The organism is candidate division WOR-3 bacterium, from assembly GCA_029858255.1.
Lineage (GTDB): Bacteria > Hydrothermota > Tepidihabitantia > SM23-42 > SM23-42 > SM23-42.
In genome coordinates this window covers 54,148-69,165 of sequence record JAOUFJ010000002.1, presented here as the reverse complement: position 1 = coordinate 69,165, position 15,018 = coordinate 54,148, and the positions used below count along the sequence as shown (strand labels likewise).

Sequence of the window (15,018 nt, the reverse complement as noted above, 5' to 3'; positions counted from 1 at the left end):
AGTCAAGGTCCTTTACATTCACGTTATTTTCCAGCCTTCTATTGACAAAACACCAGCCGTATATACAATTGCACGATGTGTGGGATCATTGGCTATGTCGGAAGTCGTGATGTCCCGAGCGTATTGCTGGGAGGTTTGTGGCGACTCGAATACCGGGGATATGACTCGAGTGGCATTGCGGTGATAAGTAATGGCGAGTTAATAGTCAGAAAGGTACCAGGCAAACTTAGTGAACTCGAAGAGTTGATCAAGCGCAAGCCGGTCCACGGTACAATCGGTGTCGGGCATACAAGGTGGGCGACACATGGATTGCCACAGGAAAACAATACCCATCCGTTACTGGATTGCAATGAGGAGATGGCTCTTGTGGTCAATGGCATCATCGAAAATTATGTTGCGTTAAAAGATGAACTTGAGGAGAAGGGGCATATTTTTCGGTCATTGACCGATTCTGAGGTAATCGTCCATCTCATTGAAGAAAATCTGAAAAGAGGTTTGGTGGAAGCTGTCAGGCTCACTGTTCGGAGATTGAGCGGTAATTTCGCCTTTGCAGTCATCAGCGTTGGCGAGCAAAACAGACTGGTGTGTGCGCGGCATGACGCACCGTTGATTTGTTGCTACAACACAAAAGAGGCCGCAGTAGCTTCTGATATATCAGGAGTAGTGAGTATTTTTGACGAGGTAATCTATATTCCCAACGATAGCATAGTTGTGTTGGGTAGAGGCAAGTGTAACATAACGAATTTTCAAGGGAAGGAAATAAGAATTCTTCCTCATAAGGTGTCTATTGAGGTGGGGGATATCGACAAGGGGCACTTCCCTCATTTCATGTTTAAGGAAATATTCGAACAGCCAAAAGTATTGTACAACATCGTGACAGAAAGGATTGTGGACAGCCGGATATATCCTGGCAAGGATCTGGGTCTATCAGAAGATGAATTGAAAAAGATATCCAGAATTGTCATCCAGGCATGCGGCACGTCCTGGCACGCCGGTCTTGTCGGCAAATATCTGATCGAAAAATTCGCACGGATCCATACCGAAGTAGATATATCCAGCGAATTTCGGTACCGCGATGCAGTGCTGGATAGCGATACTCTCGTGATGGCAATCAGTCAATCCGGAGAGACAGCTGATACAATTGCCGGTCTGCGCGAAGCAAAGGTAAAATTTCTCAAGGTATTATCTCTGGTCAATGTTGTGCAATCGAGTATTCATCGCGAGTCGGACGGGATCATCGAAATTATGGCTGGTCCGGAGATCGGTGTTGCATCAACCAAAGCTTATACAGCGGAGATAGTGAATCTGTATTTTCTAGCTCTTTATCTGGGCCTGTTGAGAGGATTCGTCAGCAAAACAGACTTGGCCGGACACTTCGCGGCATTGAAGAAGGTACCGGCACAGGTTGAGCAGATCCTCCAACTCGACAGTCAAATAAAGGAGATCGCTGAGATCTTCTGCAATTCACGTGATTTCTTGTTTCTCGGTCGTGGTTTAAACTACGCGACTGCGCTTGAGGGTGCGCTCAAGCTAAAAGAGATCAGCTACATAAATGCGACAGGGTATGCTGCAGGTGAGATGAAGCACGGCCCGATCGCTTTGATAGACAGCAAGATGCCCATTGTTTGCATCAACCCGCGTTCGAGCGTCTATGATAAGATGTTGAATAACATCCAGGAAGCCATTACGCGCAAGGGCATTCCGATATGTATCGTGACCAGAGGTGATCGACGTACCCGAGGAGTCAGTAAGCATACGATACTGATCCCGGAATGTCTCGAGTATGTCTCGCCCATACTTTCCGTAGTACCACTACAGTTGCTTGCCTACCATATTGCAACACTGAAAGGACTTGATGTCGACCGGCCAAGGAATCTCGCAAAGAGCGTGACGGTTGAGTAAGTCCCGTTGAGAATTGCCCTACTGACGCAGAAACAGATTCAGCTCGCCGGTCGGGTAAGAATAACCCCATTGAAGAAAAATATTGCATCAGTCGCGGGCGCGGATGTTGCCTGCAGACGGGGGTATCTCTATTGTTCGATATGTGTCCTTTCTTTCCCAGAACTCAACCTGCAAGAAGAAAGACATGCGAGCATGCGTGAGAAGATGCCCTACGTGCCCGGTTTTCTTTCCTACCGCGAACTTCCAGTCATAGTCATGGCATACCATAGGTTGAAGATCAAGCCGCAACTGATCATGGTCGATGGTCAGGGGATCGCTCATCCAAGGGGACTCGGCTTGGCATCACATGCTGGTGTTGTGTTAGGTTTGCCGACGATTGGCTGCGCGAAGTCGCATCTATTTGGTAGTTACAGTATGCCTGGCAGAGTACGCGGTTCGTACGAGTACTTGGAAAAAGATGGTAGGAATATCGGACTGGTCATCAGGACGCGCAGCAATGTAAAACCGTTGTTCGTGTCGCCGGGTCATCTTGTGAATCTACGCGATTGTCGTCGGATGGTGCTGGCGACGACAGAGTACAGAATACCTGAGCCGCTCAGATTCGCCCACCGAAGAGCTGGACACTGGGCAAAATCTGGTTAGTATTAATATGTGACTGGATTGAAGTATAGCATATGCGATATTCTGCAGCAGGTTACTGAAAAGGAGGGAGTAGATGTCTGAGGTCAGAAGAGATATCGTCACTGATACGTGGGTCATAATCGACACGGAAAATGATCGAATCCCCGAGTTGCCGCCGAGAGATTCAGTGGTGTCTGGCGATTGTCCGTTTTGTGAAGGTAATGAAACCCGCACTCCGAACGAGATATATGCGGTACGCGCAAAAGGCGCTCCAAATAGCCCTGGATGGCAGCTGCGTGTCATTCCTAACATCAATCCTATACTCCGCGTCGAAGGTGAACTCGAGAAGCACGGCGTTGGGGTATATGACATGGTGACTGGTATAGGAGCCAACGAGGTCATTGTGGAGACACCCAAGCACGTGACGAATTTCTTTGAGCTTGGCGAAGAGCAGATATCGCTTGTCATGAATACTTACCGACAAAGGATAGATGATTTACACAAAGACAAACGAATGCGGTATATCCTTGTTTTCAAGAACCACGGTTCGCTCGCGGGAGCTTCGACAATGGTTCATACTCATTCCGATTTGATCGCCTTGCCGGCAACCCCGGTCCGGGTCAAACAGAAGTTAAGCGGAGCGCAGGAGTACTACAGCTACAAAGAACGGTGTTTGTTCTGTGACATAATCCAGCAGGAAATCGAAATGGGTGATCGTCTTATATCCCAGAGCGAGTACTTTGTCGTAATCGCTCCATACGCTTCGAGGTTTCCGTTCGAGATTCTGATCATACCGAAACGTCATGCATTCACGTACAAACTTATCGACGAGAACGAAATCATGGATCTGTCCCGGGTGCTGAAAAAAGTGTGCAAGACGATGTACGATGCTTTGAATGATCCTCCGTTCAATCTCATTCTATGTGATAGCCCGAACCTTTTGCCCAGGACAAACTACTGGACAACGATCAAGTCTGACTATCACTGGCACATTGAGATCACACCGAGGATGTATCGTACTACTGGCTTTGAACTTGGAACAGGATTCTACATAAACCATATTGCACCAGAGAAAGCCGCAGGAATGTTCAGGGAGAGACTTTGATAAAGGCGATAATATTCGATCTCGATAACACGCTTGTTGACTTCATGGTGATGAAGGACAGGGCAATTGAAGGTGCTGCGCTCGCAATGATCGATGCTGGATTGAAGATGTCCAAAAAAGACGCGGTAGCGAAAATTTATGAAATTTATGAAGAAGAAGGCATCGAAGACCAGAGGGTATTCGATAAATTCCTCACCCGTGAGCTCGGTATGATTGATTACCGGATCCACGCTGCCGGGATAATTGGTTATCGTCGGGCACGTGAGGCTGCTCTTGTGCTCTATCCACACGTTCAATTAGTGCTGATGGAACTGATGAAACGGGGGATCAAACTTGCAGTCTTGAGTGATGCACCGCGCCTGCAAGCGTGGTTGAGGTTGTGTCAATTGAACCTCCATAATATCTTCGACATCGTCATCACTTTCGAAGACACCAACAAAAGGAAACCCGCACCTGAACCTTTCAGACTGGCTCTGCAAAAGTTACAGGTTGAACCTGAACAGGCGATCATGGTTGGTGATTGGGCGGAGCGTGATATCTACGGAGCCAAATTACTGAGAATGAGGACAGTCTTTGCACGCTATGGTGATAGGTTCGGGACGGAGAACTCGGGCGCCGACTACGAGGTCGAGGATATCATTCATCTCCTTGATATCGTCGATCAAGTATCGCGCGAGAGTACAAAGTAGAACGTAGAATATGACCATAGATGGCTATATTGTAGTAAGGTCAGTAATGGTTTTGAGCATAGAAGGAGTTGATTTTCATTGGTTGTAGCGCTCATTGTTTTCCTCCAAATCCTTCCAGGACATGAATCGATGATATACGAAACAAATGATAACGGAAAGATCGGCAGCATCAATGTAGTTTCAAATCTTGATAGCACTGGCTATAATATCGTATACACTTCAGACAGGGTTATCGAAATCCGGTTAGACACACATGATCTCAGTACTCTATACGCCAAAAAGACCGTCAAAGGCAAGACGGAGTTACTCATTACAAAAAACGGCGGTTTCGATGTTCACTTCAAGGGGCGTCGATTCCGGTATCAAGACAGCAGACCTGTATATGACCGCCACACACTGGATTTTGCCCTGCGCGGTTTCGTTTATGAGCCCGGGGTTCAACACCGTTTTCGGCTGCACATACCAGAATTTATGATTGTCAATGCTGACCTTGACGTTGAGGGTGACACGATCGTCCAAACGCCGGTAGGAACTTTTGAGTGTTGGGTAATCAAAATGAAGCCGCGGATATTTTTTATGAACCGTAAGTTCTATTTTTTTATTGAGCAGGATTATCCTCACCGGTTCGTGAAGTACACTGATTCTTCGGGCGCTAACTCAATAGTGCTCAGAGACTACGGAAATACGCCTGCGTCGAACAACTGAGTAAAGATAACCTTATAGACAAAGGAAAAAATATCTGTTACTACACGTATTATGAAACTACGACAATGACAATTGAATCTGGACCCGAGGAGTTACCCCTGCGACAAAAAAGATCGCCTCTTCATTCTTTCTTTCGCCAGTACAATATTCTACCGCAATTCGGGCACGTGACGATCTCCTGAGTACGCGCTGACAACTGGGTTGGCAGTTTTTGAAAGCATCCCAGACAAAATTCACTTTCCACAGGTGCGATTGCCTGGTGATATCTTTTCTTTAGAATTTCGTAGGCTTGCGCGATCTCTTTGGGCAGTTTCTTGAGTAAATCATTTCGCTTCTGGATCAATACAAGACTTGCCTCCTCCTCGAGCTGAAAACCTATTTTCTTGTAACTAGGTTCCTCCATGTCAGCAATCAAATTGTCCAGATCGAATAGCAGTTTCAAATGCATTTCAATGATGTCTGGCATTTCTATTTCCTTTTTGTGAGATTCTTTTCGACGTCATTGATCAAAGTTATGAATTCCTCCGGTGTTTCTGCTTTTTGGATCAGGTTCTTCTTAGTTATCTCCTTTGCGATCTGTACGATCTTCCCGAGCGTTATCAGGTACTGATTGCCGGGATCCTGGGGGGGAGCGATGATCAAGAATACCAGAGAAACCGGTTTTTTATCGATGGAATTGAAATTGATGGGCTTATTTGTTCGACCGATCGCGATTTCAAGTTTTTCTACAGCCAGTGAACGACAATGAGGTATGGCGATACCTTTGCCAATGCCGGTTGAACCCAATTCTTCTCTTTTCAAGAGTGTAGAAACAATAAGCTCTGCATCATTTCCTTTTTTGATTGTGTATACAAGATCCTTTATGACGTCATCTTTTTTTCCAGGTTTTAGAGATAGGTTGACCCTATCCTTTGACAGCAAACTTGCAAGGTTCATGAAACCTCCTTTGTATTGATGTAGGCTCGAAAGGGCAGTAAGCGGTCGCCTCCATGGCCATTTCTAAGCCTTCTCTCGTCTTTTTAAGCCCTCTGGTCATCACATCTCCTCGGGGCATGATACTCCGAGTAGTTCTAGTCCCTCTTTTATTGTCAGCGCTGTTTTATTGATGAGATAAAGTCTCGCCTGGGTGAGTGTTGTGTTATCGGTCACAACACGGTGTTTCTGGTAAAACGAATGAAAATCACGGGCGAGTTCGATCAGATAGTAGGCAATCATGTATGGTTCCAGGTTGCGAACGGCATCACTGAGGACCTCTGTGTATTTCAATATATCTTTGATGAGTTCAAATTCCTCGTTCTCCTTCAACAGAGATGCCTCCACTCTGTCCGGCAGCTCGATGCCCTTCTGCGCTGCGAACCTGACGATGCTTCGGATTCTCGCATGCGCATACTGCACGTAGTAAACTGGATTTTCATCCGATTGCTTCATGGCAAGGTCGATATCGAAATCGAGGTGTTGCGAGGACGATCGCATCAGGAAGAAAAAGCGGACCACATCTCTGGTTATCTTCTGGAGCAGGTCGCTGAGCGAGGCAAAAGTCCCTGCACGCTTTGACATGGTCACCGATTTACCATGCTCCTTTATTTTTACCTCCTGGACGATCAAAATTCGAAGCATTCCAGGATTGAATCCGAGTGCCTGTATGCCGCCTAATATTCCCTTTATTCGTCCATGATGATCAGGCCCCCAGATATTGATGAGTTGATCATAATTACGCTCCAGCTTGTTGAGGTGATAGGCGATATCGGGCAGCAAGTAGGTGTTACGTCGATCAGATGTGACGATTACCCTATCCTTGTCATCTCCAAAGGCCGTTGTTCTGAAGAATAGCGCCTCGTCCTCCGTGTAAGTCAGGTTTTTTTCATTGAGAACCTTTAAGGCTTTATCAATATAATCCGACTTGTACAAATCAGACTCGAGTGTCCAGACGTCGAATTCCACTCCGAAATCACGCATTACCTTTTGGTGATCCTTAACAAAGTAATCAATACAATACTTCTTGATATCTTCGTAGCTTTCAAGACCCCGGGCAATGACTTCCTCTGCAACTTTTCGTAGGTATTCACCATGGTAGCCATTATCCGGTATGTGGGCGTCGCCGCCCGAGAGTTCAATCCGGCGCTGAATGACGCTTTCGGCAAGAAGATCGGTCTGTTTCCCCACATCATTGACATAATACTCGGCATATGCGCGGAAACCCGTTTTTCTCAGCATTCTCACAAGAGAATCACCTACGGCTGCTGCCCGCGCGCTCACAACGTTTATGGGTCCGGTCGGATTCGCGCTTACATACTCAACCAAAACCTTTTTGCCTTCACCGATATTGAGCTCCATGTCCTTTGATATTTGTTCATGCAGGTATTTTTCGTCGAGAGTGAAGTTGATAAATGCGGGATGATGGACGGTAATTTCTTTTATGATAGGGTTTTGTATTTTGCTGGCGATGCTGTTGGCAACATCCATTGGGTTTGCTCCTTCACGCGAGGCGATCTTGAACGCGAGATTTGTATAATAGTCGCCATCTTTGCCTCTTGGAACATAGTCGATGATGATTTCCTCACCGGGGAATTCTTCTTTGAGTATTTTTCTGAGGTCTTCCCTAATCACTTTTGTATTCCACGACCGGTGCATCACCCCACAATCGCTCCAACCCGTAGAACTCTCGTGCGTCCTTTGAAAAAACGTGGACTATGACGTCTATGAAATCGAGGAGTACCCACGAGGCTGCTTCCAGTCCTTCTGCATGCTGGGGTGATTCGGATTTCATGATGTGTTCGGCGATCGTCTTGACGTGCACATCGGAAAGCCCAGTTGAAATGACGAAGTAATCAGTGATAGGGGAGAGGTCGCGCAAATCGAAAACAACGATGTCCTCACCCTTTTTCTGATCGATCATATTGGCAAGTTTCTTGACTAGTGACGCACTTTCACTTTTCACTCGATTTCTCCTAAAATTTCTCAGAGACGTCGGCAAAATACTCTGAATAATCACGACCGAGAATCAGGCTTACATCCAGATGTAGCGCAGGGTCGATATCTTTACCGATATATTTGCATTTTATCCGTTTGGCAAAATATTTCGCGTTGCTGTAATCATCCACGCTGCGTTCGATCACAACTGTCTGCTCGAAATCAGACTGTGTGGCATTACCGATCTTGACTACATTGAACCCCTTTCTTCTGAGTACGTTGGCAACCTTGATTGCTAACCGGTTCTCACCGCACCCGTTAAGAACTTCGACGCGCATACTACTGTTCTTCTTGCGTATCGCCTCAGGGTTTTCGCGGGTATACATGAATATTATCGATATCAGAAATGCGGCGAGCGTGATCACGAGTATGTAGAGCAGAGCCTTGCCGGATGAACTCATATCTACGTGTTCATGCTATACATTTGTAGAGCAGACCACCTTGCCGTCTTTTATCCAGACAAAGGGTCCGATGGTATCACCATCGCTGATCGTTGTGTTGCCTTCGATCAAGCTGTATGGCCTTATTTGAACCCCGTCACCGATCTTGACGGACAGGTCGATGTTCGTTGTCACTGGGTCTTCGATGCAAACACCGCGTCTCATCAAAAGGTCGAACCATCTACTCTTCACCAGTGCGCGGACCCGCGCGAGTTGTTCCTGTGTGTTTATGCCAGTTATTTCCTCTTCGCGATCTATCATATAGCCGGATACTGATTTCCCCGTTTTTACCATACTATGAATCGCATCGGTCAGGTAGTACTCTCCTTGCTTGTTATCGGTCGTGACTTCATTGAGGGCGGACATGATCGGCTTCGTCTTGCCGTAGTAGACACCGGCATTTATTTCATTGATCCTTTGCTGTTCAGGGTTGGCGTCGGTCTGTTCGATGATTTCCTTAACATGACCATCCTGATCGCGGATTATCCTGCCATATCCGAAGGGATCTTTTATTTGACAGGTAAGAACCGTCACACACGCATTTTGATTATTGTGGTATTCTATCAGATCGAGGATTGTTCTCTTTTGGAGCAAGGGTACATCACCGCACAGTATGAGTACATTGTCATGCTCCGTCTTCTCGAGCCCTTTGGCCGCGGCGTCACCTGTGCCGAGCGGCTCTTCTTGGATAGCATAGCAGACACTGCCGCCAAGCGATTCGAAGAAATCACCGGAGCAGTCACTGACAACCAGGATAGTCTGCGCGCTGCCGATGCCGCGTGCCAGCTCTAAAACGAATGAAATTATGGGTCTGCCCAATATCCGGTGTAGTATTTTTGGAGTTTTCGATTTCATGCGCTTGCCGACACCTGCAGCTAGGATGATTGTGCTCAATTTCTCTTGTAATATGGGCATTTTTGCGGTCGCCACAACTAAATATAATCAAATATGTTAGTCTGTCAAGTGCATCCTTAAAAATAGCCTTACGAATACATGCCCTATGACGACTCGCGGACTCACTGCGGTTCATGGAGCCCAATGCTCGTGTCTGAGCATGAGTAGCCCCGGTCGGAGCAGCATCTTCACATTCGGTGAATGGTCAGAGAAGAAATGAACTTTCATGTGCACATCCATTCTGCACGACCCTCACGAGAAGATCGCGATGTGAGTCCTGCTACGACGAGCAAGATATCTATTTCTAACTTGACTTATTGAAAAATATGATTATGATTAGCTTAATGAAACAGTGCATTCTGATTATATCGCTGATTTTCCTGGCGTGCAATGAGCTGCCAGTTGGAGAAGACGAACTACGTCAACGAGGGGAATTCACCCCTCAATTTCTTGAACTCAATCTGTTCTCAACGTTCACCGAATACAAGAATATTAATACCGGCAGCGCGGTTAACCTGGTGTTTGGCAAGAACGCGGAATACGAATCCCGTGCCATGCTCGTTTTTGACTTCCCGGATTCTACTTATCTGGGGCTCGATGAGATAAGAATGATTCTCAACATAAGGAATTCATTCAATAATGATACGGTTCCTTTCAGCCTGCACTTGATGGACGTTGAATTCAGTGAGTACGAAGCTGACTGGACGAGGAGAAATTTGGATGTACCCTGGACGACGCCGGGCGGTGATTTCAACAGCGATTCGATCCGGTACGGAATCGCACAGGGCGATTCTGTTATTCTCTACTTCAATTATATTGAGTTGGAGCAGATACAGGCGGCCAAGGGAATAATGATCGTACCGCGTGATACTGGTTTCTGCTATATCTCCTCACGTGAAGGGGAGAACCCGGCCAGGATAATACTCGAGAAGAATGACGTTATGATACCGGCATTCGTCGAAGTTGATTGTCATATCATAAACGGACCAGAACCGACTTTGTTTGATGACTGGATCGGTTCGGGATGGGTATATCGTGATTTTGTGAAGTTCAATTACGATACGCTGCTCGATAGCACGATGGCCGTCTATGCTGAACTTTCATTCAGGTGCGCTGAATATTTCAGCCACCGCGATACGATCGAGATCGGAGTACGCCAATTGCTTGAACCCTTTTCAACATTCGATACGCCGACCGGTCCTCTCATTGCTCTGAAGAGGATTGGAGTCGGTGATACGATGGTGACGATAGATATCGCAAAACACGCTGAACACCTGATCGAGCATCCTGACTCTAACTACGGTTTCTTTATCGGTATCACACCAGAGAGCTATGACATTTCACGGGTTAAGATAGTACGGGGTTCGCATCGTCTGAACATCGGGTATATCGAGCCGCCCGATCCCCGATATTAGTCAACAGAGCGTAATGAGTATCATCATCGCTTTTCTGATTAACGCCTCGATTTTCTCAATAGGTGGTATCGGAGAAGACCTCGGTATCTTTAACGATCCATTCATGCAAGGAAGCCATCTGGCCCGGCTCGGTTTTACCGTAAGTCCCGAATACATGCTATTGAATGAATCGGGAGATCTCCGCGGGGTATTCTGGACGAATCCAATAAAATTGTCCCTTGCCGTGCCGTTGACACACGGGTTCGGCGTAATGGTCGGCAACCGCGAGCGTTTCAATCAATGCTTTGACGTTTACCTCGAGGATAGTTCTCTACAAATACATGCCCTTGGAGAAGGGGGTGTAGAGGAAGTGTACGCTGGATTGAGCAAACGATTGGGAGCCTTCGAACTTGCGACAACCGGATCCTTTCTCTTCGGTAACGCCTGGGAAATATGGACCCACAGCATCGGCTCGTACAGTCTCGTCGATACATTCTCCTACAGGTACCGGGGAAGGATATTTTCTTTTGGGCTAAAGCATGACTTGTTCTCTGTCGCTTATGAGTCCTTTGGCCGGGTGCGAATGGTATACCTGCCTGAGGAGACGACGATGATTGATCTTCCCGAGCGACTTTCGGTCGGGATATATCCAAAAATTGCAGGATGGCCGCTTGGCATCATCTATGAACACTCTTTCTGGAGTGATACTACGTTTGACTCGCCGAACCGGTTGAAGATATTTATGAATCGTGGTAATATTGGTCTGATGTATTACTTCAATCCCTGGTACTTTAATGATGTTACTGAACACGGAGTGGCGCTTGAGTTCGGCGTACCCCTGCGTAATATAGGAAGCGTGAGTATATTGATGGATTTCGCAATGAGAAGTAGAGATGGATTAAGGGAGTTGTTGATAAAACCGCAATTGACTTTTGTGCTGAATGAATTGTTCGCACTCAGAAGAAAATAGGATTGACTCTTCCGTCATTGCTTGTAAACTGCTACACACGGACGTGGATAATCCATGAAAAATAAGATTCTCCTGCTTGATGATGAGGCCAGTCTTATCAAATGGCTGGGATACGCTCTCGAGCAGAAGGGCTATCAGGTATTCGCGACGACTGATCCAAAAGATGCAATGGCCGAGGTAAAGAACCAGCATTACGATTTGATCATCAGCGACATAAAGATGCCGGAGATCGACGGGTTTGAATTCCTGAGAAAGGTGCGGGGTATACATCCTGACGTGCCATTCATATTCATCACGGCATATGGTTCAATGGATTCGGCAATCAACGCCTTGCGTGACCGGGCAAGTGATTACATATTAAAACCCTTTTCCATAGACGAGCTGGCAGTTCGAATCAGGGCAAATCTGAGCGGGTATCTGAAAGGGCCGACAAAGATAATCGGGACGAGCAAACAGATGCGTAGCACCCTGGCAATGCTCGATAAGATCGCGGCAACCGATACCACGGTCTTGTTGCTCGGTGAATCGGGTACGGGCAAAGAGTTGTTCGCCCGCGAAATACACAACCGTTCAAAGCGCGCGAAGTCCAATTTCGTTACTGTTTCATGCGCGGCAATGCCTGATACCTTGCTCGAGAGTGAGCTTTTTGGCTATAAACGTGGCGCATTCACAGGTGCTACGACCGACAAGGAAGGACTTTTCAGGACGGCAGACAAGGGAACTTTCTTTCTCGATGAGATCGGTGATGCTTCGCCGACAATTCAAGTCAAGATACTCAGGCTGCTGGAGGAACGGGAAATTGTTCCGCTGGGTGCGACAAAACCAATCAAGGTCGATGTTAGGCTCATAGCTGCTACTAACAAAAATCTCAGCGAGGAATTGAGAAAGGGCAGTTTCAGAGAAGATTTATACTATCGTTTGAATGTAATCCCGCTCGTGCTGCCGCCCTTAAGAGAACGCCACGACGACATACCGTTACTCGCCCGACACTTTCTTAAGGAGATATGTACGCGTGAAAACATCGGTGAACGTGTGTTACGGGTAGATTCACTAAAAATACTGAACAACTACAATTGGCCTGGCAACGTGAGAGAATTGCGCCACGTGATTGAAAGAGCCGCAATTTTGAGCGATTCTCACTACTTAGAACCCCAGCATCTCGGCCTGCCGCGGCCTAGAGGGAAGAGCCTGAATCAAATCCAGTCCGAGGAGATCACACGGGTAGTGAAGGAATGTAACGGCAATATGAGCGAGGCAGCAAGGATACTGGGGGTGTCCCGTGCGACCCTGTACCGTAGATTCAAGAATACCAAAAAGAGGAAGAAATAACGCCTCAGTGCAGATCGATGGATTTCAGAGGTATATTATTTCCGAGACTTAAGTGTTTAACAATGAGACACATTGCTATTGTTGAGACAGTACAGTAATTTTTTTGCCCCGCGATTTCATGGGTTTCTTTCATATAGACGTGGCACAGATATTGCTATATAATAAGGTAAATTGGTCTTTAAAAATCTATCAGTTTCTCCAATAAGATGGGTGTGGCTTTCTGGTGATGGAATGAGGCGTAAGCCTTAATACTCGTGCTGTCTGTGTCCTAAAGCCTCTTGGTTAAGTAAACCGGGTTTTGTTATCGACCTTTCAATATTCGGGGGCACATTATTCCACTCTACTAGTACCATTCTTTGCTGAGGAGGCAAAAAATGAAGAATAAAGGATTTACCCTGATCGAGCTCATGGTGGTTGTCGTTATCATTGGTATCTTGGCGGCGATCGCAATACCGAACTTCATCAGCATGCAGAAGCGTGCCAAGGAAGCATCGGTAAAGAACAACATGCATACTCTGCAGCTTGCTGCTGAGGACTTCTCGACGCTGACTGAAGGAATCTATGCAGCTGATTGTGCAGAAGGGGTTGGAACTATCACCGGTGTCGTTGCAGATCTTCGTAGCATAGCTGGAGCAGCTACTTGGAACTGGCCACCGGCGCCGGCCAATGTTTTGTTGCCGACAAGCTTCAAGAATCCGGTTGCGACTGCTAACCGTGAGGGTGACATAGGACCGGCAGCGTATGCTGCGGCAGCTGATGCAGGTGTGGTGTTCTATGAGTCATTTGACGCGAGTGCCACAACGCCCGCACCGGCAGGGACGGCAGTCCGATATATCATCACTGGTAATGGTGTTGATGCGGTCATGGCTCTTACGCTACAATCTGGTCAATAATCGCGTGAAAAATCGCATGAACAATGGGTATTGGGGGGCAAGCGAATTGCCCCCCAATATTTTTTATCGAAGACGGAGAGGGTGCATGCATAGAGGCTTTACTTTGATCGAACTCATGGTCGTCGTCGTTGTCATCGCGATTCTGGCGGCGATCGCAATCCCAAATTATGTCGGTTTGAGAAACCGGGCTTATGAAGCAAGCGTGAAGGCGAACATGCATTCGGCGCACGCGGCCGTCGAAGAATTCAATACCCTGGCTGGCGGGGTCTACCCTGGTGATTTAGATACAAAGGTGAGTGAGGCAAATCCGTCTATTCTTCCTGGAGTTGTCGGTAACATGTCCCTTGCAGGAGGGGTACGTTTGCCGCCATTTCCTCCAGATGCATTGCTAAAACCGCATCCAGGTTTCAAGAATCCTTTTAACATAACTTTCACGGTAATCGAGAATCTTTTGGTTGCTGCTCCACCTGTTCCACCCGGGCCCCCTGGCGGACCACAAGGTTGTGTCTACTATTCAGCATACCAGGCTGACAACACTACGCCAAGCAGCAATGGCTCAGCAGCCTTTTCATATATTCTAACTGCCTTTGGTGCGAAAGCCCCGCTTTTGTTGGTTCTTCCATAACCCGAAAGGAACCATGAAATTACAGAGAAGAAACTATATCGTGCACAAGAAATTTCAATTCAGGATGCTGGGTTTGATGCTTTTTCTTGTCTTTGTCATAACACTGCTTATTACGCTGATAAACCACTATTTCTTCCTTTCTTCGATCGTTGATTTCATAGAAAATTATGGACGGGCACCAACCGGCAGTGAACTGATAGTCGCATCCACGAGACCACTGCTCATAATCCTGCCCGTCGCTTTTCTCTTTCTTGCGGTTGTGTGCATATTCGTATCGCATCGGATTGCCGGTCCGCTATACCGTCTGAAGATGTTCATGGAAAAGGTACAGAACGGTGACTATACAGTGACCCTGAGATTTCGCAAAGGTGATGCAATTCATGACGTTGCTGACAGCTTCAATCAGATGGTAGAAGGTATCAGGGAGAATTTCGGTCAGAAAAGCAAGACCTAGCCAGAAGTCTTAGAATAGCTCCGGTTT

Annotated in this window: 15 protein-coding genes and 2 pseudogenes; 11 read left to right on the top strand and 6 right to left on the bottom strand. The window is 46.9% G+C overall.

The window, feature by feature from the left end; translation table 11 throughout:
* The first annotated feature begins 75 nt into the window (after positions 1-75).
* From glmS to OEV79_01435, 5 genes are all read left to right on the top strand, one after another.
* Positions 76-1,902 (top strand): glutamine--fructose-6-phosphate transaminase (isomerizing), encoded by a 1,827-nt coding sequence (gene glmS / locus OEV79_01455; protein MDH4210100.1) that lies wholly within the window; start codon positions 76-78, stop codon positions 1,900-1,902.
* A 6-nt stretch (positions 1,903-1,908) separates the two neighbouring features.
* Complete coding sequence (locus OEV79_01450) at positions 1,909-2,544, top strand: endonuclease V (GenBank protein ID MDH4210099.1); 636 nt, start codon at positions 1,909-1,911, stop codon at positions 2,542-2,544.
* Positions 2,545-2,617: 73 nt separating this feature from the next.
* Positions 2,618-3,628 carry a DUF4921 family protein gene (locus OEV79_01445; protein MDH4210098.1) on the top strand — a complete coding sequence of 337 codons (1,011 nt, stop codon included), beginning with the start codon at positions 2,618-2,620 and terminating at the stop codon, positions 3,626-3,628.
* Positions 3,625-4,317 (top strand): HAD-IA family hydrolase, encoded by a 693-nt coding sequence (locus OEV79_01440; GenBank protein ID MDH4210097.1) that lies wholly within the window; start codon positions 3,625-3,627, stop codon positions 4,315-4,317. Before OEV79_01445 ends, OEV79_01440 begins: the two co-directional genes overlap by 4 nt.
* Positions 4,318-4,446: 129 nt before the next feature.
* The gene (locus OEV79_01435) at positions 4,447-5,022 is read left to right on the top strand and encodes a DUF3108 domain-containing protein (protein MDH4210096.1); all 576 of its coding nucleotides are present in this window, start codon (positions 4,447-4,449) and stop codon (positions 5,020-5,022) included.
* Positions 5,023-5,143: 121 nt separating this feature from the next.
* On the opposite strand, the gene OEV79_01430 is transcribed toward OEV79_01435, so the two are convergent.
* The 6 genes from OEV79_01430 to OEV79_01405 form a co-directional block, all read right to left on the bottom strand.
* Positions 5,144-5,488 (bottom strand): C4-type zinc ribbon domain-containing protein, encoded by a 345-nt coding sequence (locus OEV79_01430; GenBank protein MDH4210095.1) that lies wholly within the window; start codon positions 5,486-5,488, stop codon positions 5,144-5,146.
* 2 nt (positions 5,489-5,490) lie between these two features.
* Positions 5,491-5,958, bottom strand: a complete 468-nt coding sequence (locus OEV79_01425) for a PTS sugar transporter subunit IIA (GenBank protein ID MDH4210094.1) — start codon at positions 5,956-5,958, stop codon at positions 5,491-5,493.
* A gap of 99 nt (positions 5,959-6,057) precedes the next feature.
* Entirely contained in the window at positions 6,058-7,629 is a 1,572-nt protein-coding gene (argS, locus tag OEV79_01420; GenBank protein MDH4210093.1) for an arginine--tRNA ligase, read from the bottom strand.
* Positions 7,622-7,960 (bottom strand): ribosome silencing factor, encoded by a 339-nt coding sequence (gene rsfS, locus OEV79_01415; GenBank protein MDH4210092.1) that lies wholly within the window; start codon positions 7,958-7,960, stop codon positions 7,622-7,624. The genes argS and rsfS overlap by 8 nt, the downstream gene beginning before the upstream one ends.
* Positions 7,961-7,970: 10 nt before the next feature.
* Positions 7,971-8,393 (bottom strand): LytR C-terminal domain-containing protein, encoded by a 423-nt coding sequence (locus OEV79_01410; GenBank protein ID MDH4210091.1) that lies wholly within the window; start codon positions 8,391-8,393, stop codon positions 7,971-7,973.
* 15 nt (positions 8,394-8,408) lie between these two features.
* On the bottom strand, positions 8,409-9,362 hold the full coding sequence (locus OEV79_01405) for an NTP transferase domain-containing protein (GenBank protein ID MDH4210090.1): 954 nt from the start codon (positions 9,360-9,362) through the stop codon (positions 8,409-8,411).
* Between the two features lie 308 nt (positions 9,363-9,670).
* Here OEV79_01405 and OEV79_01400 point away from each other — a divergent pair, with 308 nt between their 5' ends.
* The 6 genes and pseudogenes from OEV79_01400 (at position 9,671) to OEV79_01375 (ending at position 14,991) form a co-directional block, all read left to right on the top strand.
* On the top strand, positions 9,671-10,741 hold the full coding sequence (locus OEV79_01400) for a hypothetical protein (GenBank protein ID MDH4210089.1): 1,071 nt from the start codon (positions 9,671-9,673) through the stop codon (positions 10,739-10,741).
* 13 nt (positions 10,742-10,754) lie between these two features.
* On the top strand, positions 10,755-11,690 hold the full coding sequence (locus tag OEV79_01395; protein MDH4210088.1) for a hypothetical protein: 936 nt from the start codon (positions 10,755-10,757) through the stop codon (positions 11,688-11,690).
* Between the two features lie 54 nt (positions 11,691-11,744).
* Entirely contained in the window at positions 11,745-13,019 is a 1,275-nt protein-coding gene (locus OEV79_01390) for a sigma-54 dependent transcriptional regulator (GenBank protein ID MDH4210087.1), read from the top strand.
* Positions 13,020-13,393: 374 nt separating this feature from the next.
* Positions 13,394-13,504 (top strand): annotated as a pseudogene (locus OEV79_01385) (prepilin-type N-terminal cleavage/methylation domain-containing protein).
* A 493-nt stretch (positions 13,505-13,997) separates the two neighbouring features.
* Positions 13,998-14,081: pseudogene (locus OEV79_01380) on the top strand (prepilin-type N-terminal cleavage/methylation domain-containing protein).
* Positions 14,082-14,550: 469 nt separating this feature from the next.
* A complete protein-coding gene (locus OEV79_01375; protein MDH4210086.1) occupies positions 14,551-14,991 on the top strand; it encodes a hypothetical protein in 441 nt (146 codons plus the stop codon).
* Positions 14,992-15,018: the final 27 nt, after the last annotated feature.